Consider the following 23365-nt stretch of genomic DNA (forward strand, 5'->3'; position numbering starts at 1 on the left):
GAGCCTGGCCCGTCATTCGGTCCGGCCGTCAGACAGGCGACGGCCGGCCGATGCTCAGGTCGGCTCCACGAAGCCTTCGAGCACGCGCTTCTGCCCGGCCTTGTCGAAATCGACGGTCAGCTTGTTGCCCTCGACGCTTGCGACAGTGCCGTTGCCGAACTTCAGGTGAAAGACCCGGTCGCCGGACGCAAAGCGGCTGGCTTCGGTCGCCACCGACTTGGCCACCAGTTCGCCCTCGATATCGCGCGGGCCGCCCTTGCGGGCCGCGGCATTGAGGCCGAAGCCGGTGCGCGGCGGCTGGTTGTGGCCCTTGCCGCCGTGCTGGCCGCTGCGGGCGCCGACGCCGCCCTCGTCATAGCTGATCTCGCGGGTGCGCCCGCCCGACCAGCCGTCGCCGCCCCGGCCGCGCCCGCCATTGCCACCGGCAAAGCCGGCATTGGCTGCCTGGGCGCGGCGCCAGCCCGGCGTCGTGTAGGCGCCTTCCTGGAAGGCCGCCGCGCCGTCCCAGCGGCTGGCGCCATAGCCGCCGAAGCCGCCGGCCCCGTAACCGCCATAGGAGGTGTTGGCCTCCATCACCTCGACATGCGCCTCGGGCAGTTCGTCGAGAAAGCGCGACGGGATGGTCGACTGCCACATGCCGTGGATGCGGCGATTGGAGACGAACCAGATCTTCACCCGCTGCTTGCCGCGGGTGATGCCGACATAGGCCAGCCGGCGCTCTTCCTCGAGGCCGGAGCGGCCGCCCTCGTCGAGGGCACGCTGATGGGGAAACAGCCCCTCCTCCCAGCCGGGCAGGAAGACGGTCTCGAACTCCAGCCCCTTGGCCGCGTGCAGCGTCATGATCGAGACGGCGTCCATCTCGGCGTTCTGCTCGGTGTCCATGACCAGCGCCACATGCTCCAGGAAGGAGGGCAACGTGTCATAGGCCTCCATGGAGCGGATGAGTTCCTTCAAATTCTCCAGTCGGCCCGGAGCCTCGGCCGAGCGATCGTTCTGCCACATCTCGGTGTAGCCGGATTCCTCGAGGATCTGCTCGGCGAGGTCGGTGTGCTTGGCGGTGGACAATTGCTCGGCCCAGCGCACCAGATCGGTGACCACCCGGCGCAGCGCGTTGCGCGGCTTGGGTTTCAGCTCCTCGGTTTCCACCATCTCGACCGCCGCCGCGATCAGCGGCACGCCGCGGGCGCGGGCATAATCGTGCAGCAGCCGCATGGTGGCGTCGCCGAGCCCGCGTTTCGGCGTGTTGACGATCCGCTCGAAGGCCAGATCGTCGGCCGGCTGGCAGACGCAGCGGAAATAAGCGAGCGCGTCGCGCACCTCCATCCGCTCGTAGAAGCGCGGACCGCCAATCACCCGGTAGTTCAGCCCCATGGTGACGAAGCGGTCCTCGAACTCGCGCATCTGGAACGAGGCGCGCACCAGGATCGCCATGTCGTTGAGATTGTGGTCCTCGCGCCGCTGCAGATCCTCGATCGCCTCGCCGATCGCCCGCGCCTCCTCCTCCGAATCCCAGCCGGCATTGACCTCGACCTTCTGGTGCTCGGGGTCGGAATAGTCGGTGAAGAGCGTCTTGCCGAGCCGGTCCTCGTTATGGGCGATCAGATGCGAGGCCGCGCCGAGAATGTGCGCGGTGGAGCGATAATTGCGCTCCAGCCGGATCACGGTTGCGCCGGGAAAGTCCCGGTCGAAGCGCAGGATGTTGTCGACCTCGGCGCCGCGCCAGCCATAGATCGACTGGTCGTCGTCGCCGACGCAGCAGATGTTGACCGGCGGCCGCTCAGCCGCGCCCGCCTCGGCGGTGCCCGCCTGCGTCACAGCGCCGGCGCCCGCCGCCTGCCGAAGCCCGGGGCTGCGCCCGGCCTCGGCCCGCACCTGCGAACGCTGGGCCAGAAGCCGCAGCCAGAGATACTGGGCGACGTTGGTGTCCTGGTACTCGTCCACCAGGATGTAGCGGAAGCGGTCGTGATACTCGGCGAGGACATCCGGGTTGTCCCGAAAGATCGCGATCGGATGCAGCAGGAGATCGCCGAAATCGCAGGCGTTCAGGGACTGCAGCCGCGCCTGGTAGGCGGCGTAGAGCTCCCGCCCCTTGCCGTTGGCGAAGGCCCGCGCGTCGCCCTCCGGAATGTCCTTCGGCGTCAGTGCCTTGTTCTTCCAGCCATCCAGCATGTTGGCGAAGGTGCGGGCCGGCCAGCGCTTGTCGTCGAGATTCTCGGCCTTGATCAGCTGCTTGATCAGCCGGATCTGGTCGTCGGTGTCGAGAATGGTGAAGTTCGACTTCAGCCCGGCGAGTTCCGCGTGGCGCCGCAGGATCTTCACGCCGATCGAGTGGAAGGTGCCGAGCCACGGCATGCCCTCGACCTGTTCGCCGACCAGAAGGCCGATGCGCTGCTTCATCTCGCGCGCGGCCTTGTTGGTGAAGGTCACGGCGAGGATCTGGGACGGCCAGGCCCGGCCGGTGGCGAGGATATGGGCGATGCGCGTCGTCAGGACGCGCGTCTTGCCCGTGCCGGCGCCGGCCAGCACCAGCACCGGGCCCTCGGTGGTCTCCACGGCGGCACGCTGCTCGGCATTGAGGCCGGAGAGATAGTCCGGCGCGCCGGCATTGCGGGCCACCCCGCGGGCCGACAGCGCACGGGCGGCGATGCCGCCGGGACGGGCCGCCGGGACCCCGGTTGATTCGTCGAAATCAGTCATCCGCGCCAATGTAAGACTTCGCGCGCGGAACACTAGGGAAGCGCTCGCCGGAAGCCGGCATGGCGCGGCCGCGATGCGCGATTGCCGCCGCATTGCGCCGGGGGCGCAACGGGTTAGTATGCCCTGCGAACGGTGATGGAGCAGGCGATCATGGACGACAGGACCCCGACGATCACCCAGGCGATGATCGATGCCTATGACGAATACACGCACCTGACGCTCGATCGCCGCGGCTTCATGCGCCGGCTGACGGCCCTGGCCGGTTCGGCGACCGCCGCGGCCGCCATCGCGCCGCTGATGGCCGCATCCAGCGCCCGCGCCGCCATTGTCGCGCCGGACGATCCGCGTCTGGCCGGCGTCTGGGCCACCTATCCCGGCGCCAGCGGCGAGATGAAGGCCTATGTGGCCCGGCCCGCCGATGCGACCGATGCCCTGCCCTCGGTGCTGGTGATCCACGAGAACCGCGGCCTCAACGCCCATATCCAGGACGTTGCGCGGCGGCTGGCGCTGGAAGGCTTCCTGGTCGTGGCGCCCGACTTCCTGTCGCCGGCCGGCGGCACGCCCCCGGACGAGGACAAGGCCCGCGAGATGATCGGCGCGCTGGATGCCGAGACCCGCATCGCCGATGCCAAGGCGTCCCGCATATGGCTCGCGGGCCGCGAGGACGGCAATGGCCGCGTCGGGGCGGTCGGCTTCTGCTGGGGCGGCGGCCTCGTCAACGATCTCGCCGTCGCCGATCCGGACCTTGCCGCCGGTGTCGCCTATTACGGCCGCCAGCCGGATGCGGACAAGGTCGCCGACATCAAGGCGGCGATGCTCCTGCATTACGCCGGCCTCGACGAGCGCATCAATGCCGGCATCGACGCCTATCGCGACGCGCTGGAGGCCGCCGGCACCGAGCATCAGGTCCATGTCTATGCGGGCGTCAACCACGCCTTCAACAACGACACCTCGCAGGCCCGCTACGACGAGGTTGCCGCCGGGCTGGCCTGGGGCCGCACCGTCGACTTCCTGAAGACGCATCTGGCCGGCTAGCCCCGCCGGGACAGCCCGCATGCGTGCGGCACACGCCGTCCTCTGCCTGGCCTTCGGCGAAACCATCGTCTGGGCCGGCTTCTACTATCTCTTCCCGGCGCTCCTCCTGCGCTGGGAAGCCGATGCCGGCTGGTCCAAGACCTGGCTCACGGCGGCCTTCGCGGCGGCCATCATTGTCTCGGCAATCGTCTCGCCGACGGCGGGCCGCCTGATCGATCGCGGCCATGGTCCGCTGGTGATGGGCGGCTCCGCTCTGGCGGGGGCGATCCTTCTGGCGCTGCTGCCCTTCGCCGGCACCCTGCCCGGCTTCGCGCTGCTCTGGCTCGGGATCGGCGCGGCGATGGGCGGCTGCCTCTACGAGCCCTGCTTCGCGCTGGTCACGCGGGCGCTCGGCGCCGATGCCCGCCCCGCGATCACCCGCGTCACGCTGGTAGCGGGCTTTGCCGGCACCCTGTCCTTTCCGCTCAATCACTTCATGGCCGAGACGGCCGGCTGGCAGGGCGCCGTCTGGCTGTTCGCGGCGCTTGTCGGATGCCTGGGCGTGCCGTTGATCGTCCTCGGCGCCCGGGCGCTCGAAGCCTCCGCCGGCCTGCCGGCTCAGCCGCACGCACCAATCCGCTCCGGCGAGGCGACCGCCAGTCCGGCCGTTGCTACGCCGCTGTCAGCCACGACCGCGTCGTCCGCGCCGGCCCCCGCCCTTCTGCGCCGTCCGCTGTTCTGGTATCTCGCCGCCGGATTTTCGCTGCTCGGCTTCAATCACGGGGTGGTGCTGAATCATCTGCTGCCGATCCTCGCGGACCGGGGCGTCAGCCTCGATCTCGCGGTCCTCGCGGCGGCGATGATCGGGCCGATGCAGGTCGCCGGGCGGCTGGCGCTGATGCTCGGCGGCGCCCACCTGTCCAACGCATGGGTGACGACACTGTCCTTCGCCTTCGTGATCACGGCGACGCTCTGCCTGATCGCGGCGGAGTTCGCGCCCCTCCTGGTGATCGCCTTCGTCGTCCTGCAAGGCAGCGGCTACGGCGTCCTCAGCATCATGCGGCCAGTGATGACGCGGGAGATCCTCGGCCAGGCCCGGTTCGGCGCGATCAGCGGCGCCATGGCCGTGCCCTATCTGTGCGCCTACGCGCTGTCGCCCTTTGTCGGCTCGCTGCTCTGGGCAGCCGGCGGCTACGATGTCGCGCTGGCGGTGGTGGCGCTGCTCACCCTTGTCGGGCTGGCCTGCTACCGCGCGGCCCTGCGCCATGCGACCGCCCCAGCGATCCCGGCCGAACCGGCCCGCCAGCCATCGTGATCCGTCACCCCGGCAGCGCCCGGCTGCGCGGTGCGGCATCGGCCGGCGGCGAAGGCGTCAGGCAGACCAGCTCGGCCGACACGGCTTCGTCGTCCTCCACCGCCCCGCGTCCGCAGGTCAGGAGCATGCGCGCAAGCTCGTCCGCCGGCTTCGGAGGCGAGAAGAAATAGCCCTGCATTTCGCGGCAGCCCTCGCGCAACAGGATATCGCGCTGGGCCGACGTCTCGACGCCCTCGGCGATCACCGACAGGTCCATGGCCCGGCTGAGGCCGATCACGGCGCGGATGATCGCCATGTTCTCGCGATCGTCGATGTGGCGGACGAAGGACTGGTCGATCTTGATCTTGTCGAAGGGGAACCGGCTGAGATAGCCGAGCGAGGAATAGCCGGTGCCGAAATCATCCATGGAGATGCCGATGCCATGGTCGCGGAACCGCTTCAGCGTCGCCAGCACCGTGGCGCTGTCCTGCAGCAGCAGCGATTCCGTGACCTCGATCCGCAGCCGTTCGGGGGCGAGGCCGGCGCGCTCCAGTGCCGCCTCGACGATATCGGCGAGGCCCGGGTCGCGGAACTGCACCGGCGAAAGATTGACCGAGATGGCCAGGTCCGACGGCCATTCGGCGGCCTGCCGGCAGGCGGTCTCCAGAACCCAGACGCCCAGCGGCGCCATCAGCCCGCAATCCTCGGCGACCGGGATGAACTCGGCCGGCGAGACCAGGCCGCGCTGCGGATGGTGCCAGCGCAACAAAGCCTCGAACCCGGTGACGACCTGGCGCTCGACATCCACGAAGGGCTGGTAGAACAGCGCGAATTCCTCGTTCTCGACGGCCAGCCGCAGGTCGAGTTCGAGCTGCCGCCGCGCCTCCAGACCGGCATCCATGTCCGGCTCGAAGAAGCGGAAGGTGCCGCGGCCCTCGCTCTTGGCCCGGTAGAGGGCCACGTCGGCATTCTTGATGATGGTGTCCGGATCGATCGCCCGGCCGGCCTCGGCCATCTTCGCCGTGACGAAGATGCCGACGCTGACACCGACGCAGATCGGCCGCCCGTCGATGGGAAACGGCTCGACGAAGGCATCGACGATGCGCTGCGCCAGGGCTGCGGCGCCAAGATGCGGATCGCTGGCGGACTGGATGATCGAGAATTCGTCGCCGCCGACGCGGGCCACGAGATCGCCCTGCCTGACGCAGGACAGCAGCCGGGCCGCCGCAGCGCGCAGCAGCGCGTCGCCGGTCGGATGGCCGAGCGTGTCGTTGACCGCCTTGAAGCCGTCGAGGTCGAGGCAGAGCACGCTGGTGTTGGCGATGCCGGCCGGGGTCCGCGTCGCCGTCTCCAGCCGGTCGCGGAACTGCACCCGGTTGGGCAGTCCGGTGAGCGCGTCGTGCAGCGCCATGTGGGAGAGCTTCGCCTGCGCCCGATACTGGTCGGTGACGTCCTCGAACGTGTCGAGCCAGCCGCCGCCTTCGATCGCCTGCCGGGAGGTCGCGATCATCCGGCCGTCGGGAAGTTCGTGGGTGAAGCTGCCGTCCGGGCCCGGCGCCAGAAGATGCTGGATCTCGGGATCGAGCAGCACCTGCCGCGCCGACACGCCGATCTGCAGGCCGCCGAACATCTCCGCGAACCGCCGGTTGAAGATCACCAGCCGCTCGTTGACGTCGAACAGGCACAGGCCCTGCGTCATGTTGTTGAGCGCCGCCTCGAAGCGGCTGTTCTGGATGGCGATATGGCTGTCGTAGCTGTCGGCCTGCTCGGCCATGAGCTCGCGGATGCGGCCGATATGCTCGCCGATGCTGCGCTGCATCGTCGCCAGGGCGCGCATCAGCTGGGCGGTCTCGTCGTGACCATGTGGCACGATCTCGTTGTCGAGCTTGCCGCGTGCGATCGATTCGGCCACCTGCACCGCCCGGTTCAGCGGCGGTACGATCATCCGCGCCAGCATCAGCGAGATCATCACGGCCAGTACAACGGCCGCCGCCATCGCACCCTGGGTGCTGTGCATCGAGGCTTCGATCAGCTCGCCGACTTCCCGGCGAAAGCGGTATCCGTCGCCGGCGAGGATCTCGACCGCCGTGTCGAATTCGCCGTCGAGGGCGGAAAACCGCGCCCGCAGCTGCGTGTTGTCCAGCGTGCTGAAATCCTGTTGCAGCAATTGCAGCCCGGTGCGGATTTCGCCGATCTTGCGGCGGCCGCCGGGCGACATCGCCCGCTCCGAGGCGACGTCGAGATCCGCCATGATGTCCGGCAGGGATGTCGACAGCGCGGTCTGCGCCGACAGGAACGCTTCGCCATCGCCCCGCACCTCGCCCGAACGCAGCTGCAGATCGTCCATCTCGATCTGCAGGAGCGAGTTCTGCGCCGAGCGCAGATAGCTCAACGACAGAAGCGCCTCGTCGTAAATGCGGGTGGCGAGGTCACCTGCCCCACGCTGCGAGTGCTGCGCGAAGACGCCGAGACCGAGCGTGACGAGCGTCAGGCACAGGCAGCCGACAAGAAGTTTCAACCGGAGGGGCATGCGGTGTCGTAATCCCGGAGCGTTAGGAGGGGCGGAATCTGCCGGGTATCATTCGACCGAAACGGCGAGGCTCATGCGCGGATGAATGCCGCAGCGGACTTCGTAGTCGCCCCGTCGCGGAAAGGTGACGTCGATCACCTCGCCGGGCGCCTGTTCGTCGGAATCGAAGCTGAAGCCGTCGGTCTCGACATAGATCTGGTGCAGGAACTCGTCGCGATTGGTGAAGCGCAACGTGTCGCCCTCTTCGATCGCCACCGCCTTGCGGTCGAACATGCGGTCGATCTGGTCGATAACGACCATGTGCCCCGCCGCCATGGCGACGACGATCGGCAGGGTGAAGCCGCACAGGGCGGCGCAGGTGACGAGACGGAGCATCAGGGACGTCCTTTCCGTGTCGGGGCTAGTGGCTGTCCGCCGCCGCCGCGCCGGCGGTCAGCCGCCGGCTATAGGACATGCGGTAGCTGCGGGTGCGCGTGATCAGCATCGGGTCGTCGGAGGGCGCGATGCCGCCGACGAGGCTGAGCGGCGTGAAGACAAGCTCGCGCTGCCGCGCGACCGAATCGGCAGCCAGCGTCGTCAGGGACAGGACGCCGAGCTCCACCTGTTCGCGGTCCTCGGGCCAGGGAAAGGCTGCGCGGGTGATCGGATCGCCCTCGCCGGCGAGCTGGACCAGCAGGCGGAATTGCACCGGCCCGTCCTCCAGCCGTTCGGCCATGTCCTGCGAGAGATAGCCGGGGTCCTTCGCCGCCGCTTCGGCCGCGCTCAGATGCGCGACGCCCGCGACCGGCACCAGCCGATATTTGCCGAAGCGCGATTCGCCGGCCGCATTGGTGAAGAAGAAGGCGTTGACGCCGTAGAAGGCCTCGGTGGCGAAGCTGACCGGTGCCGGCTTCGGCGCCTCGATGAAGCGCTTGGCGGCCGGATGCGCGGCCAGGTGATCGGCGAAAGCCTGCGGATCGGACGAGCCGAGCGCCTGGACGAAGCGGCGGAACTCTTCCGGCGTCTGGGCGGCGAAGCCGTCGAAGGAATGGGCGACGATGTCCGTCGAGCCGCCGTCCGGCAGCAGGAACTTGATCGCCATGCCCTTGGGATTGGCGTCACCGGTATTGTCGCCGACATGAGGCACTCCGGCGAAATTCGAGAAGCGGACCGTCACGTCCACATCGCCCCCGGTGAGATGTTCGGCGCGGGTCAGCGATGCGGCGTCCTTGGACGGGCGAAACGTCCCGTCGAGGAGAATGCCTTTGGAATGGGCCGTCCGGTAGCCCTTGTGCGGTCCGCCGAAAACCTTGTCGAGCCCGGCGACGATGTCCCGGGCGAGCTGGGTCTGGCTGGTGCCGGCCGGCTTGTCCTCGGCGAGCGCGGGTGCGGCGCCGAACCATGCCGTCGAAACTGCAAGAACGGCTGCCGCGCGCCGAATCAGGGCGCCGGCGCGCCTGTCGTCAGGTCTGGTCATTGTGGGATTCCTGCCAGTTGCTCACGCGGCAACCTGACACGCGCCTGCTTAACCCATTGCTACATTGCGGATAATTCCGGGCAGCCGATTGTTAGCCGGAACGGGACGTCACGGCACAGCTGTCGCAAGGGCAATGGAAGCGGCGACCGGAACGCTGTCAGGCGGCGCCGACCGGCGCGGTCTGGGGCAGGACGAAGGGCAGATCAGGCGGTGTCCGGCCGACCGGCAGGGCGATGCCGTAGACCGCACTGACAAGCGCGTCGTCGACGACAGTGCCGACCGGCCCGTTGGCCAGGACGCGCCCGTCCTTGAGCGCGACGATGCGGTCGCTCGCCAGCGCTGCGAGATTGAGGTCGTGCAGCACCACGACGACCCCGATGCCCCGCCCAGCCAGCCGCCGGGCCAGCGAGAGGGTCTCGACCTGGTGGCGCAGATCGAGACTGGCGGTGGGTTCGTCCAGAAGCAGGTAATGGCCGTCCGCACTCCCGCCGGCCGGCGATTCCATCGCCGCTTCGAGCTGGGCGATGGCCCGGGCCAGATGCACGCGCTGGGCCTCGCCGCCGGACAGGCTCGGCACCAGCCGCTCCGCATGGCCGGCCATGTCCACCTGCGCCAGCGCCGCGGCGGCGATGGCTTCGCGCCGGCGGCCGAGCGCCCCGCCCGCCTCGGCGCCGAAGCCGACGATCTCGGCGGCTGTGAAGGGAAAGGCGAGCGCCACGCTCTGGGCGACCACCGCGCGGCGCCGCGACAGCGCGGCAGCACCGATGTCTCCCATCGCGCATCCGTCGAGGCGCGCCGCCCCGCGGTCCGGCCGCATCTGCCCGCTCAACACCTTCAGCAGCGTCGACTTGCCGGCCCCGTTGGCACCGATCACGGCGACGCATTCGCCGGGAGTGACGGCGAGGCTGACCCCGTCGAGGATGGTCCGGCCGCCAAGGGAGACCGAAATGTCGGCAAGTTCCAGCATCAGACCACCAGCCCGCCGCGCCGCCGCAGCAGCAGCCAGAGGAAGAACGGCGCCCCGACCAGCGCGGTGAGAATGCCGATCGGCAGTTCGGCGGGCGCCACAATGGTCCGCGCCGCGGTGTCGGCGGCAACGACGAGACTGCCGCCGAAGAGCGCCGCCGCGGGCAGCAGGGTGCGATGGTCCGGGCCGATCAGCGTGCGCAGGAGATGCGGCGCGATCAGGCCGACGAAGCCGATGATCCCGGAGATGGCGACGGCCGCGCCGATCGCCCCGGCGATGACGAACACCGCGAGGCGCGTGACGCGTTGCACGTCGATGCCGAGGTGAAACGCTTCCGTGTGGCCGAGCGTCATGGCGTTGAGGCTGCGGGCAAGAAACGGCGCGGCGACGAAGGCCGGCAGCATCAGCGGCAGCACCGCCGCGATCTTCGGCCATGTGGCGCCGCCGAGGCCGCCCATGGTCCAGAAGGTCAGTTCGCGCAATTGCTGGTCGTTGGAGATGAAGACGAGCACGCCGATGAGCGCGCTGGCGAGCGCGGCGAGCGCGATGCCGACGAGCAGCATGGCGGCCACCGAGGTGCGGCCGTTGACCGTCGAGAGCCGGTACAGGATGATTGTCGTGCAAAGGCTGCCGAGGAAGGCGGCGATCGGCAGGAGATGCCGCGCGACAAGCTCCGGCAGCCAGCCGGCGGCCATTTCTCCCAGCACGATGCTGGTCACGGCGGCGAGTGCGGCACCTGAGGAGATTCCGACAAGCGACGGATCGGCCAGGGGATTTCGAAACAGCCCCTGCATCATCGCGCCGGACAGGGCGAGCGCCGCCCCGACCAGCATGCCGGCAAGGACGCGCGGCAGGCGAATGTCGAGGACGATGGTGGCCAGCGACAGGTCCAGTGTCTCACGACCGCCGGTTGCGGCCGTGACCAGCGCGTCGAGCGTCGCCGAAAGCGACAGGCCGGCGGCCCCGACCGTCAGCGCGACGAGGCAGACCAGCACCGCAAGGATCGCCGCGGCGACGACGCTGATCCGCGCCAGCCCGGCGCGGTCGCGCGATCGCAGGATGCCCCCGCCCCTCCCCGTTCGCGCGCCCACCAGTTCGCCGGAGACGCTCACCGCGGCTCGACCCAGGCACGCGGCGGCAGCGTCGGCAGATCGAGCCTGGGATACAGATCGGCGGCCAGATCCCGGATCGCATGGGCCGTGCGCGGGCCGAAGCCGAGAAGATAGGTCCCGTCATAGGCAAAGAGTCGGTCTTCTTTCACCGCCGGCGTCGTTGCGAAGGCTGGGTCGGCGCGAACGTGATCGAGGCCGTCGGCGTGCTCGCCCGACTGCATGGTGACAACCGCATCGGGCGCGGCCGCGACGACCGCTTCCGGCGTTGCAGGCTTGAAACCGGCGAAGGCGGCAAAGGCGTTGTCGGCGCCGGCCAGCGCCAGCATGGCGTCGGCCGAGGTCTCGCGGCCGGCCACCATCGGCGCCCCGCCCCGCATGGCCAGGACGAAGGCAACGCTCGCCCGCTCGTCCACATTTGCGGTCGCCGCAGTCACGGCCGCCAGGTCCGCCGCGACCGCCGCGGCCAGTTCCTCGCCCTTCTCCCCTGCCCCGACCGCGTCCGCCACGGCGCGGATCTTGGCGACGATCCCCTCGACCGTCGGCGTGTCGGGAATGTTGACGAAGGGCACCGAAGCCGCCTCCAGGACGTCGAGCACGTCTGGCGGGCCGGCGCCCTCGATGGCGACGATCAGTGTCGGCGACAGCGCCAGGATGCCTTCCGCCGCCAGCGCGCGCATGTAGCCGACATCCGGCTTGTCCGTCATCGCCACGGGATAGGTACTGGTCGTGTCCACCGCGACGATCTTGTCGGCCATGCCGAGCGCGTCGAGGATTTCGGTCACCGCCCCGCCGATCGACACGATGCGCGCCGTATCGGCGATCGCGACCGTGCGGCCATGGGCGTCGACGACGCTGCGGCTCTCCGCCATCGCCGGAGCCGAGAGGGCCGGCAGGAGCGACAGCGCCGCGGCGGCGATGGTGAGGCGGCGGATAAGGCTTTGCATGCCGGATGTCCTACTTGGTCAGGATGAGCTTGTTGTTGGACGTCAGCCGCAGCCGGTAGATGTCGCCGGCATGCCGGATCAGGACTTCCCGCCCGGCCGAAAACAGCTCGGCGGCATTCAGCATCGGCAGCGTTCCGCCGCCGGTTCCTCTCGCCTCATGGCCGGTCCCCGTCTGCGGCTTCGGCGCCGTTTCGCACATCATCTGCACCCTTATCGTCGTCATCCCGCGCTGGACACCCCAGCCCACCGGGCCTTGCCACCCCCTCGGCAACAATGTTGACTCTGATAGTCAGGTTAAATATCGAATGCAAGCAAGGCGCCACGGTCGACAGGCCGTCCGCCTCCGGATGCCAGCCAGCCGCTCCTGACCGTAGCCAGCCAGCCCGTCACGCCTCTCAAACGACAGCGGGAAATCATGGCCCATCCAGACGGGCGCCTTCGCGGCGCGACACCACCCCTCCTTCTTTCCCTGGCGACGGGCGTTTCGCTCCTCGCCCTTTCGACCGTCGCTATGGCGCAGGACGCGCAAACCACGCAGGAACCGGCGGGCGCTCCGGACATGGACGCGATGGCGATCCAGCTCGACGAGGTGTCGATCCTCGCCAATCGCGGTCCGCAGAGCCCGATCCAGAGCCTTGGCGGCGTCAGCGTCGTCGGACGTGACGAGATCGCCCGCTACAATGCCGGCGATCTGGAGGACGTGCTGGCGACGATTCCGGGCGTGTCCACCACCAGCGACCGCGACGATCCCGGCGTGTCCATTTCCGTCCGCGGCCTGCGCGATTCCGGCCGCGTCAACGTGATGATCGACGGCGCCCGCCAGAATTTCGGCGTGCAGGGCCATCTCGACAACAATCTCGTCTATGTCGATCCGGCGCTTCTGGGCGGCATCGACGTGATCCGCGGCCCGGTGGCGAACGCCTACGGTTCCGGCGCGATCGGCGGCGTGGTGGCCATGCGCACGCTGGAACTGGAAGACCTTTTGACGCCGTCCGAGCGCTACGCGGCGCGCCTCGGCACGGTCTACGGCACCAACGGGCCGGACTGGCTGGGCAAGCTGGAAGCCGGCGTGCGCCTCACCGAGGACGCCGATGTCTACGGCGCCTTCGTCTACCGCGACGAGGACGACTACCGGGACGGTGACGGCAACGATGTCGACAACACCGGCTTCGACGTGCGCTCCGGCGTCCTGAAGGCGCGGCTGCGCCCCGCCGACGGCCACGAGATCACCCTGTCGGGCGTCATCTACGACAACGACTTCGTCTCATCGACCGGTACCGGCGCCGATCGCGACACCGACGTGCGCAACGCCACCTACCGGCTCGGCTATACCTTCGTCAGCCCCGACACGCCGCTGGTCGACCTCAACTTCAACCTCTATCGCAACGAGACCGACTACACGCAGATCGACCAGAATTCCGCCGCGGCGCGCCGCGATGTCGAGGTGTCGACGACCGGCTTCGATCTCTACAACGCCTCGCACTTCGATCTCGGCATCGTGCCCACCACCCTCACCTACGGCGTCGACTATTTCCGCGACGAGGTGGAGACCCGCGACGATGTCGGCTCGACCGAACTCTTCACGCCGTCCGGCACGCGCGAGGTCTATGGCGGCTTCATCCAGGCCCGGTTCGAATACGACACCTGGCTGGAAGTGATCGGCGGCGGCCGCTTCGATCATTTCGACCTGACCAGCACGGCGACGACCGAAGAGAATACCGGCGACCGCTTCTCCCCGAAGCTCAGCGTCGGCGTCACGCCGATCCAGGGCTTCCAGATCTACGGCACCTATGCCGAGGGCCTGCGCTCGCCGACACTGAACGAGGCGGTTGTGTCGGGTCTCCACCCGGCGCCCGCCGCCTTCGAGCTTCTGCCCAATGCCGGCCTGTCGCCGGAAGTCGGGCACACGCTGGAGGCCGGCGTGAACCTCTCCTACGACAACGTGCTCGTCGGCGGCGACGGGCTGCGCGCCAAGCTGGCGGTCTTCCGCAACGACGTCGACGACTACATCGAATATGCCACGCTCGACCGGCCCGGCGTCGCCAATCCGTGCCTCGCCGGCCGCGGGCCGATCTGCTTTGCGCGCCTGCCCTACGATGCGCTGCAGTACCAGAACATCGAGGAAGCCCGGCTGGAAGGCGTCGAGCTGGAGGCCAGCTATGACTGGCGCTGGGGCTATGTGGGTCTGGCCGGGGCGATCATCGAGGGCGAGAACCGCCGCAACGGCGATCCGCTCAACTCGGTCTATCCCGACAAGCTGACGACGACGCTGGGCTTCCGGGCGCTCGACGAACGCCTGACCTTCGGCGGCCGCTGGCATGCGGTGGCGGCCAAGGACGACGTCACCGATCCGACCCTCGCCTCGGACCGCTACGACGTCTTCGACCTCTTCGTCGCCTACGAGCCCAACGAGAACACCCGCTTCGACGCCAGCATCCGCAATCTCTTCGACCGGCAGTACCAGGCCTATTCCGGCTTCCCGGCAAGCGAGACCGACCCGGCGCCCGGCTTCGAGGCAATGTTCGGCGTGAGCATCAAGTTTGGCGTCGACAGCTGATACACCAACACAAGGATCAGACCATGTTCATCGCAATGAACCGCTTCAAGGTGCTCCCCGGACAGGAGGAGGAGTTCGAGGCGGTCTGGCGCAATCGCGAATCCCAGCTCCAGACGGTGCCGGGCTTCGTCGAGTTCCACCTGCTGCGCGGGCCGGTGCGCGAGGACCACGTCCTCTACGCCTCGCACACCATCTGGGCCGACGAGGCCGCCTTCACCGGCTGGACCAAGTCGGAAGCGTTCCGGGCCGCCCATCGCAGTGCCGGCGAACGCCAGCCCATGTATCTCGGCCACCCCGAGTTCGAAGGCTTCACCGTCGTCCAGACCATTCCGGGTCTCGAAGCGGCAGAGCTTGCCGCTACCGGCTGAGCGATAAGACCGGTCGGCGGCGCGGGTTCACGCGCTGCCGGCCGGCATGAACGGGCCCCGCGTCATAGCAGGACGACGTGGCGGACCGTGCGGCCAGCCGCGAGCGCATCGAAGCCTTCATTGATATCGTCGAGCGTTCCGCGGCTGGTCAACAGCTGGTCCACCGGCAGCCGTCCGCCGCGATAGAGCGCGATGTAGCGGGGAATGTCGCGGCTCGGGATGCAGCTTCCGACATAGCTGCCCTTCAGGGTCCGCTCCTCGGCGACGAGCTTGAGCGGCGACAGGGCCATGGTCGCCGTCGGCGGGGTCAGCCCGGCCGTCACCGTCGCCCCGCCGCGCCGGGTGATGGCGAAGGCCAGTTCCAGCGCCCGTGCCGAGCCGGCCATCTCGAAGGCATGATCGACACCGCCGCCGGTCGCCGCGCGCACCGCATCGGCGACGCCCTCCTCGCCGGCATTGAAGGTTTCCGTCGCCCCCAGTGTCTTCGCCATCTCCAGCTTGTCGGCCTGCAGATCGACCGCGATGATCCGCGACGCCCCGGCCGCGACCGCGCCGAGAATGGCGCTGAGGCCGACGCCGCCGAGCCCGACCACGGCGACCGTCTCGCCGGCCTTGACCCGGCCGGTATTGACCACCGCGCCGACCCCCGTCAGCACCGCGCAGCCGAACAGCGCCGCGATCTCCAGCGGCAGTTCCGGGTCGATCTTGATCAGCGAACGGCGGGACAGGACGGCACGCTCGGCAAAGGCCGAGACGCCGAGATGATGGTGGACGGGTTCGCCCTCGCAGGACAGGCGCCGCTCGCCCGACAGCAACGTGCCCTCGCCATTGCGGGCATTGCCCGGCTCGCACAGCGCCGGCCGGCCTTCGGCGCAGGGGCTGCAATGGCCGCAGGACGGCACGAAGACCATCACCACGTGATCGCCGGGGGCCAAATCGTCGACGCCCGCGCCGACCGTCTCGACGATGCCCGCGGCTTCATGGCCGAGCACCATCGGGGTCGGCCGCGGCCGCACACCGTCGATCACCGAGAGGTCGGAATGGCACAGCCCGGCAGCCTTGATGCGCACCAGCACCTCGCCGTCCCCCGGCGGCGCGAGTTCGACGGTCTCGATGGAGAGCGGCCGCGATGTGGCATAGGGGCCCTCTACGGGCGATCTGCGCAGCACCGCCGCGCGCGTGGTGGTCGTCGTCATGTCTGTCCTCCCCTCGAGCCTGCCGCCGCGATGCTCCGCGACGGCCGGCATCAACCGCGCACCACTGAACAGGCCCGCCGCTTTCCGGTGCAATCCGGCCGGGCGATGCTTCTCAGTGCGCCGCATGTCTCCCTGCGATCGGCCGGGAATGTCGCATCGCCTTTGGCGGCTTGGCAATCCGCGCCTCGCGGCTTCTGCTTGTGCGCCCGTCAGAGCGGCGCGAAGCAGACGATCAGCCCGCCAAGACCGGCGGCTAGCCGCAGCCACACCGGCCCCTTCCAGATGAAGGCCAGCGACAGCGCCCAGAGCGCGATGGCGATTTTCACGAAGGCGATCCCGGCTTCGGCCGGACGGTCGGCCATGTGGATGATCGCCGGATTGGCGATCATCGCCAGCGGGATGACATAGAGCCCGATGCCGAGGCGCATGGCGGACCCCGCCACCTTCAGCCAGTTCTCGCCGACCATGCCGGCCGCGATGAACACGGCGCCGCAGACCGGCGGGGTGATGGTCGACAGAAGCGCGAACCAGAAGACGAAGAGATGCGCCAGCAAGGGTTCGATGCCGAGCCGCTCCAGCGCCGGCCCGGCGATGGTCACGCAGATCACGTAGGCCGCCGTCGTCGGCACCTCCATGCCCAGCAGGATGCAGGCGATCGCCGTCAAAAGCAGCGCCGGCCATAGGGAATCGTCGGCCACCGACAGGATCGTCGAGGTGACCTTCACCCCGAGCCCGGTCATGCCGAGGACGCCGATGACGATGGAGGCGCAGATGATGATCGCGCCGATCACCGCGATCTGCTGCCCGGCGCTGACCGCGGCCCCGCTCGCCCGCTCGACGAAGCGGTGCAGCGACACCTCGCCGCGCACATTGACGAAGAGCAGCAGCGCGGCGGCGAGGATTGCCAGGCAGGCGGCATATTGCGGTGTGAAACCGCCGACGAACATGCGCTCCAGCAAGATGCCGAAGGGCACCGCGAAGAACATGGAGGTGATGACCACGTCGCGAACCGACGGACGGTCCGCCGCATCGACGGCGCCGAGGCCGTAGCGCCGGGCAAACAGGTCGATGCCGATCCAGGTGGTCAGGAAGTAGAGGATTGCCGGCGGCAGCGCCGCGGCCATGATGGTCGCATAGGGCGTGCCGGTCAGCTCGACCATGACGAAGGCCCCCGCCCCCATCAGCGGCGGCATGATCTGGCCGCCCGACGAGGCCACTGCCTCGACCGCGCCGGCCAGCGCCCGCGGATAGCCGAGCCGGGTCATCGCCGGAATGGTCACCGCGCCGGTCGAGGCGACATTGGCCGAGGCCGAGCCGGAGATCGAGCCGAACATCGCCGAGGACAGCACCGACACCTTGCCGGCCCCGCCGCGCAGGCGCCCGGCCGCCAACGTCGCGACATTCATGAAGCCCTGCCCGGCCTCGCCGGCATTCAGCACGGCGCCGAGAATGACGAAGATCGAGACGATGCCGACGGAGACGCCCGTGAGCGAGCCCCAGATGCCGCCCTCGGTGATCGTCATGGTGCCGAGGAAGCTGGCAAAGGGAAAGCCCGGATGGCCGTATTCGCCGGGCACATACTGGCCGAACAGGCCGTAGGCGAGACACAGAAGGGCCACCAGCGGCAGCGGCCAGCCGATCGCGCGGCGCGCCATCTCCAGCGTGATGGCGAGCAGCGTGATCGCAATCGCCATCTGGAAGCCATTGTCGATGAAGCCGTACTGGTCGGACAGCGCCTCGGCGTTGAGCACGATGTAGAGGCAGCCGATCTCGCCGAGGATCAGCAGTACCCAGCCGGTGAGGAGCTGCGTGCGGGTCTTGGCCAGGAAGACGAAGAGCCAGGGCAGCGCCAGCGCCATGTGGAGCGGCCGGGCGACCAGCGCCGGCACGAGACCGCTGAAGATCAGTCCCAGATGGAAGGCGATGGAGAGCAGCCCGAGCACCGGCCAGACGAACCACATCGGAGGGCGCACGGCCGCGTCGTCGGCTACCATCGTACTCATCGCATCATCCTCGCGCGGGCCGCCGCGCGGCGCGTCGCACTTGCAGGCCGGCCCCGGCAGCGTCGCGCGCTACCGGGGCCGGAAGGGTCTTTGTGGGTTCAGGGCCCGGTCGTCTCAGCGCAGATCGTCGGGCAGATCGACCCCGGCTTCCTCGTAGTAGCGCGCCGCACCCGGATGCAGCTTGACGCCGCTGCCTTCCAGGAGCTCCGGCGTGACCGCGTTCCACCAGCGGGCGCTCTCGCCCATCGCCGCCTTCTCGTCCCAGAAGGTCTTGGTCAGGAGATAGGCGGTCTCCTCGCTCGTGGCGGTGGTGGTGAAGGCGACGACCGGCAGCGAGGTGGTGACGGTGTCCTCGTCGATGCCGGCATAGGTGCCGGCCGGGATCACCTGCCGCGTGCGGCCGGTCTCGGCGACCTGCTCGTCGGTCAGCGTGATCAGGCTGACCGGCGTGCTGGCCGAGGCCTCGATGACGTTCGGTGCCGGGAACGAGCCGGCGGTGACGAAACCGTCGATCTGGCCGTTCTTCAGCGCGTCCGAGGCGTTGCCGAGCTCGGCGTCGGCGACCGTCACCTTGTCGGCAAGGCCGAAGAGCTCGAGATATTTCTCGCCCTCGGTGGCACCGAAGGAGCCCTTGCCGAGAAGGATGGTCTTGCCGGCCATGTCCTCCAGCGCGCGCGCATCGGCGTCGCCGCGCATGACGAAATGCATGGTCAGCGACGGGATCGGGAACAGCGAGCGGATCTCGGCAAAGCGCGGGTTCTGGCGCTCGGCGAAGGGGCCGGTGCCGGCCGCGGCCGCCGAGACGAGGCCCGGAGGCGCGGTGAAGACGTAATTGCCGGCGCGGGCCGCCGCTTCCATCACGTTCTGGACCGAGCCCAGGCTTTCCTCGACCGTGACGATCACCTCGCCATCGGTGCCGCCCTTGACCGCATTCGCGAGCTCGACGCCCATCTGGTAGTAGGACGTGCCGCTCTTGGCGGATTTGTAGGAGATCCGCTCCTCGGCGGCACCCGGTGCCGCATGGAGCCCCGCGACCAGTACGGCCGCAGCGGCTGCGAACGTCTTCAGACCATTTCCGTGCATCGTCATTCCTCCCATCGTCGTTCCGCCGGTGCCGGCGTGTGTCCCGGTCGACGCTGTCGGCAGCGCCGGCCTCTCTGTCAAGTGCGGACGACCCTTGAGGCAAGGCACGGCGGCCGCCTGAAGGCTCACATCGGGATCGGATGCTTGCGATGCAGCGCGTCGATCTCGGCCAGAACGTCCTCACCGAGCGTCACGTCCGTTGCCGCGATGTTGTTGCGCAACTGGTCCATGTCGGTCGCGCCGATGATCGCCGCCGTCATGAACGGCCGGGTCAGGCAGAAGGCGATTGCCATCTGGCAGACATCGAGGCCGTGCTTTTTCGCGACGGTGCCGTAGGCGTCGGCGATGACCGCGTTCTCCGGCGTGTAGCGGCCGCCGAGCGCGTTGTCGTTGACCGCGAGCCGCGCGCCCTCCGGGCTGGCGCCGCCGCTGTACTTGCCGGTCAGGAGGCCGGCGGCGAGCGGCGAATAGGCCAGCAGGCCGACATCCTCGTTGACCGACAGCTCGGCGAGATCGAGGTCGAACAGCCGATGCATGAGGCTGTACTCGTTCTGGATCGAGGCGACCCGCGGCAGGCCGCGCGCCTCGGCAATCTGCAGGAATTTCTGCGTGCCCCAGCAGGTCTCGTTGGACAGGCCCACATGGCCGATCTTGCCGGCCTTCACCAGTTCGTCCAGCGCTTCCAGCACCTCGACCATGTTGGCCTCGACCGCGGCGGGGTCCTGGCCGCTCGGATCGTAGGTCCAGGACTGGCGGAAATGGTAGGAGCCGCGGTTCGGCCAGTGCAGCTGGTAGAGGTCGATGCGGTCGGTCTGCAGCCGCTTCAGGCTGGCCTCCGCCGCCGCCCGGACGCTGGCGCCGGTGATCGGCTCGCCGCCGCGCACCTTGGCATTGCCCTGACCGGTGATCTTGCTGGCGAGGACGACATCGTCACGCTTGCCGGACGCGGCGAACCACGTCCCGATGATCTCCTCGGTGCGGCCGACGGTCTTGGCGGTCATCGGCGTCGTCGGATACATTTCGGCGGCGTCGAAGAAATTGACGCCCGCCTCCACCGCGTAGTCCATCTGCTGATGGCCCTCGGCTTCGCTGTTCTGGCTTCCCCAGGTCATGGTGCCGAGACAGATCTCGCTGACGCTCAGGCCGGTCCGGCCGAGTGGACGGTACTTCATGCGTGTCCTCGCTGATGGGGAATCGTTCGGGCCGGACCCTAGCCAATTCTTCCCCCGGCACAAGCAAACGGCAGGGTTGCAGGGGTGACGGCGAGTTCAGTCGAAGGCTTCGGCGAGGTCGAGCAGCCGGAAACGCACTTCCTCGCGGCCCCGGTACCTGTCCAGCGACAGCGTGCCGACGGCGTGGACCGGCCGGTCGCGGGAATTGAGCAGCCTCTGGCCGATTTCGGTGTCCGCCGTCTTGAAGGCGATGGCCGAGACGCGCGCCCCGTCGGCGCCGCGCAAAGTCGCCCGCACATGGCCATTGCCGACGATCGAGGAGGAATCGATCCGGTGCCGGGCCAGCGCGAAGATCGGTGACGCATGGCCCGAGCCGAAGGGCCCGGCCCGCATGATCGTCGCATAAAGGTCCGGGGTAAGGCCGGCGGCGCTGACCGTGCCGTCGACCTTGAGGGAATCGCCTTCGCGCAAGGCGCTCACGGCCGCCGCGGCGCGTTCTTCCAGGAAGCCGCGGAAATCGCCGAGCCGGTCCTTCTGGATGGTCACGCCGGCCGCCATCGCATGGCCGCCGCCCTTGACCAGCAGCCCTTCGGTCACTGCCTCGCGCACCAGCCGGCCGAGATCGAACCCGCCGATGGAGCGGCCCGAGCCGGTGCCGCGACCGGACCCGTCGAAGGCGATGGCAAAGGCCGGGCGGCGATAGCGCTCCTTGAGGCGCGCCGAGATCAGCCCGACGATGCCCGGATGCCAGTCGTTCGAGCCGACGACCAGCACGGCCGGGCCCTCCCCCGAGCCGATCTCGGCGGCGACCTCGGCATCGGCCTCGGCCAGCATGGTCTGCTCCATCGCCTGGCGCTCCTCGTTGAGAGCGCTGAGGCGCGCGGCGATCTCGTCGCAGGCCGCGTCGTCGTCGAGGCAGAGCAGCCGGCTGCCGAGGGCCGCGTCGCCGATCCGGCCGCCGGCATTGATCCGCGGTCCCAGCATGAAGCCGAAATGATGGGTCTCCATTGGCCCGGACAGGCGCGAGACCCGGCCGAGCGCCGCCAGCCCGCCATTGCGCTGGGCATGGGCGACCTTCAGCCCCTGCACCACGAAGGCGCGGTTGAGCCCGATGAGCGGCACCACGTCGCAGACCGTCGCCAGCGCCACGAGGTCGAGCAGGCCGAAGACGTCCGGCAGCTTCGACTGGGCCATGCCCCGCCGGCGCAATTCGCGCGACACCGCCACCAGCGTCATGAACACGACGCCGGCCGCGCACAGATGCCCCAGCCCCGACAGGTCGTCCTGCCGGTTCGGATTGACCAGCACATTGGCCTCGGGAAGCTCGGGGCCGGTCTGGTGATGGTCGAGGACGACCACGTCGACGCCCTCGGCGCGCGCCGCCTCGATCGCCTCGAAGCTGCCGGTGCCGCAGTCGACGGTGACGATCAGCGTCGCGCCGTCGGCCGCGAGTTCGCGCATCGCGGCCGGGTTCGGGCCGTAACCCTCGGTGATCCGGTCGGGAATGCGGATCGCCGCGTCGATGCCGAAATGCTTGAGGTAACGCCAGAGCAGTGCCGAGGAGGCCGCGCCGTCGACGTCATAGTCGCCGAAGATCGCCACGGTCTCGCGCCGGCCGATGGCATCGGCGAGGCGTTCGGCGGCCGCGTCCATGTCGGTGAGGCGCGAGGGATCGGGCATCAGGTCGCGGATGCGCGGATCGAGAAACCCGGTGGCATCGGCCTCGGCGATGCCGCGCGCCGCCAGCACCCGGCTGACGATGTCCGGCAGGCCCAGCGACTGCGCCATCTTCAGAGCGGCGCCTTCGGCCCGCTCGTCGAGCGCGTTCAGCCAGCGGCGACCGCCGATCGAGCGATCGACGTCGAGAAATGTGCGCAGGGGTGCGGCCATGGATGCTGTTGTGGCGATGGCGGCGGGACGGCGCAAGGCCGTCCCCGCGACTGCTCACAGATGAAACTTGGACTTGTCGTGGTGATAGGCGCGCATCTCGCGCACGGTGCGCGAACGCGAGCGCATCAGCAGCGTGTGGGTGACGATGCGGTCGTTGTAGAAGCGCACGCCGTCAAGGAGATTGCCGTCGGTCACGCCGGTCGCGGCAAAGATCACGTCGCCCGAGGCCATCTCATGGGTCGAGTAGATCCGGTAGGGATCGGAGATGCCCATCTTTTCGGCGCGGGCGCGCTTGTCGTTGGTGTTGAGCTGCAGGCGGCCCTGGATCTGTCCGCCGGTGCAGCGCAGCGCCGCGGCGGCCAGGACGCCCTCGGGCGCGCCGCCAATGCCCATATAGATGTCGATGCCGGTCTGCTCGGGATCGGTGGTGTGGATGACGCCGGCAATGTCGCCATCGCCGATCAGGCGGATGGCGGCACCGGCCTCGCGCACCGCCTCGATCAGCGGCGCATGGCGCGGCCGGTCGAGGATGCAGGCGGTGATCTCGGAGACCGCGACGCCCTTGGCCCTCGCCAGCGCCTGCAGATTGACCTCTGGCGGCTGGGCCAGATCGACCACGCCCTCCGGATAGCCCGGTCCGACGGCGATCTTCTCCATGTAGACGTCCGGCGCGTTCAGGAGGCTGCCGCGCCCGGTCATCGCGATGACGGCGAGCGAGTTGGGCAGGTTCTTGGCGCAGACCGTGCGGCCCTCGAGCGGATCCAGCGCGACGTCCACCGACGGCCCCTCGCCGGTGCCGACCTGTTCGCCGATGAACAGCATCGGCGCCTCGTCGCGTTCGCCCTCGCCGATGACGATGACGCCCTCGATGGCCAGCGTGTTGAGCTCCGAACGCATGGCGTCGACGGCAGCCTGGTCGGCGGCCTTCTCGTCGCCGCGCCCGCGCAGATGCGCCGCCGCGACGGCGGCCCGCTCGGTGACCCGCGCGATTTCGAGCGTCAGAATCCGGTCCAGCGTGCCGGTCTCGTCAGGTGCCCTGGTCATCGCGCGTCTCTCCCTCGTCGCGTCCCCGCCGCCCGAAT

18 protein-coding genes are annotated in these 23365 nt (G+C 69.1%); 4 read left to right on the forward strand and 14 right to left on the reverse strand.

The genetic code is table 11. The features are described 5' to 3' along the window. Nucleotides 1–54: 54 nt before the first annotated feature. A complete protein-coding gene (locus H9Q09_RS13525; protein ID WP_187391471.1) occupies nucleotides 55–2697 on the reverse strand; it encodes a UvrD-helicase domain-containing protein in 2643 nt (880 codons plus the stop codon). 150 nt (nucleotides 2698–2847) lie between these two features. Between H9Q09_RS13525 and H9Q09_RS13530 the strand changes: the two genes are divergently transcribed. Then, entirely contained in the window at nucleotides 2848–3732 is an 885-nt protein-coding gene (locus H9Q09_RS13530) for a dienelactone hydrolase family protein (RefSeq protein ID WP_187391472.1), read from the forward strand. A 19-nt stretch (nucleotides 3733–3751) separates the two neighbouring features. After that, a complete protein-coding gene (locus tag H9Q09_RS13535; protein WP_187391473.1) occupies nucleotides 3752–5026 on the forward strand; it encodes an MFS transporter in 1275 nt (424 codons plus the stop codon). 4 nt (nucleotides 5027–5030) lie between these two features. Here the strand turns inward: H9Q09_RS13535 and H9Q09_RS13540 are convergent, their stop codons facing one another. From H9Q09_RS13540 to H9Q09_RS13570, 7 genes are all read right to left on the reverse strand, one after another. Beyond that, the gene (locus H9Q09_RS13540) at nucleotides 5031–7523 is read right to left on the reverse strand and encodes an EAL domain-containing protein (protein ID WP_187391474.1); all 2493 of its coding nucleotides are present in this window, start codon (nucleotides 7521–7523) and stop codon (nucleotides 5031–5033) included. 60 nt (nucleotides 7524–7583) lie between these two features. Further along, entirely contained in the window at nucleotides 7584–7910 is a 327-nt protein-coding gene (locus H9Q09_RS13545; protein WP_228238617.1) for a plastocyanin/azurin family copper-binding protein, read from the reverse strand. A gap of 25 nt (nucleotides 7911–7935) precedes the next feature. Beyond that, complete coding sequence (locus H9Q09_RS13550; protein WP_187391475.1) at nucleotides 7936–8991, reverse strand: catalase family peroxidase; 1056 nt, start codon at nucleotides 8989–8991, stop codon at nucleotides 7936–7938. A 157-nt stretch (nucleotides 8992–9148) separates the two neighbouring features. Then, on the reverse strand, nucleotides 9149–9958 hold the full coding sequence (locus H9Q09_RS13555; protein ID WP_187391476.1) for a heme ABC transporter ATP-binding protein: 810 nt from the start codon (nucleotides 9956–9958) through the stop codon (nucleotides 9149–9151). After that, on the reverse strand, nucleotides 9958–11070 hold the full coding sequence (locus tag H9Q09_RS13560; RefSeq protein WP_187391477.1) for an iron ABC transporter permease: 1113 nt from the start codon (nucleotides 11068–11070) through the stop codon (nucleotides 9958–9960). The genes H9Q09_RS13555 and H9Q09_RS13560 overlap by 1 nt, the downstream gene beginning before the upstream one ends. Next, complete coding sequence (locus H9Q09_RS13565) at nucleotides 11067–12014, reverse strand: ABC transporter substrate-binding protein (protein WP_187391478.1); 948 nt, start codon at nucleotides 12012–12014, stop codon at nucleotides 11067–11069. The genes H9Q09_RS13560 and H9Q09_RS13565 overlap by 4 nt, the downstream gene beginning before the upstream one ends. A 10-nt stretch (nucleotides 12015–12024) precedes the next feature. Beyond that, nucleotides 12025–12216: a hemin uptake protein HemP gene (locus tag H9Q09_RS13570; RefSeq protein ID WP_024348559.1), complete on the reverse strand. Its 192-nt coding sequence runs from the start codon at nucleotides 12214–12216 to the stop codon at nucleotides 12025–12027. 357 nt (nucleotides 12217–12573) lie between these two features. On the opposite strand from H9Q09_RS13570, the gene H9Q09_RS13575 reads away from it, so the two are divergent. Beyond that, nucleotides 12574–14571 (forward strand): TonB-dependent hemoglobin/transferrin/lactoferrin family receptor, encoded by a 1998-nt coding sequence (locus H9Q09_RS13575; RefSeq protein ID WP_187391479.1) that lies wholly within the window; start codon nucleotides 12574–12576, stop codon nucleotides 14569–14571. 23 nt (nucleotides 14572–14594) lie between these two features. Next, entirely contained in the window at nucleotides 14595–14939 is a 345-nt protein-coding gene (locus H9Q09_RS13580) for an antibiotic biosynthesis monooxygenase (protein ID WP_024348561.1), read from the forward strand. Nucleotides 14940–15001: 62 nt separating this feature from the next. Here the strand turns inward: H9Q09_RS13580 and H9Q09_RS13585 are convergent, their stop codons facing one another. From H9Q09_RS13585 to glpX, 6 genes are all read right to left on the reverse strand, one after another. Beyond that, nucleotides 15002–16135, reverse strand: coding sequence for a zinc-dependent alcohol dehydrogenase family protein (locus H9Q09_RS13585; RefSeq protein WP_187391480.1), 1134 nt, complete (start codon nucleotides 16133–16135; stop codon nucleotides 15002–15004). Nucleotides 16136–16344: 209 nt separating this feature from the next. Then, nucleotides 16345–18138, reverse strand: coding sequence for a TRAP transporter fused permease subunit (locus H9Q09_RS13590; protein WP_187391481.1), 1794 nt, complete (start codon nucleotides 18136–18138; stop codon nucleotides 16345–16347). A 114-nt stretch (nucleotides 18139–18252) separates the two neighbouring features. Beyond that, a complete protein-coding gene (locus H9Q09_RS13595) occupies nucleotides 18253–19236 on the reverse strand; it encodes a TAXI family TRAP transporter solute-binding subunit (protein ID WP_187391482.1) in 984 nt (327 codons plus the stop codon). A gap of 110 nt (nucleotides 19237–19346) precedes the next feature. Beyond that, nucleotides 19347–20393 (reverse strand): aldo/keto reductase, encoded by a 1047-nt coding sequence (locus H9Q09_RS13600; RefSeq protein ID WP_187391483.1) that lies wholly within the window; start codon nucleotides 20391–20393, stop codon nucleotides 19347–19349. Between the two features lie 96 nt (nucleotides 20394–20489). Next, nucleotides 20490–22283: a single-stranded-DNA-specific exonuclease RecJ gene (gene recJ / locus H9Q09_RS13605; protein ID WP_187391484.1), complete on the reverse strand. Its 1794-nt coding sequence runs from the start codon at nucleotides 22281–22283 to the stop codon at nucleotides 20490–20492. A 54-nt stretch (nucleotides 22284–22337) separates the two neighbouring features. Continuing rightward, nucleotides 22338–23327 (reverse strand): class II fructose-bisphosphatase, encoded by a 990-nt coding sequence (gene glpX / locus H9Q09_RS13610; protein WP_187391485.1) that lies wholly within the window; start codon nucleotides 23325–23327, stop codon nucleotides 22338–22340. Between the last annotated feature and the right edge of the window lie 38 nt (nucleotides 23328–23365).

This window comes from Aurantimonas sp. DM33-3, from assembly GCF_014334315.1.
GTDB lineage: Bacteria > Pseudomonadota > Alphaproteobacteria > Rhizobiales > Rhizobiaceae > Aurantimonas > Aurantimonas coralicida.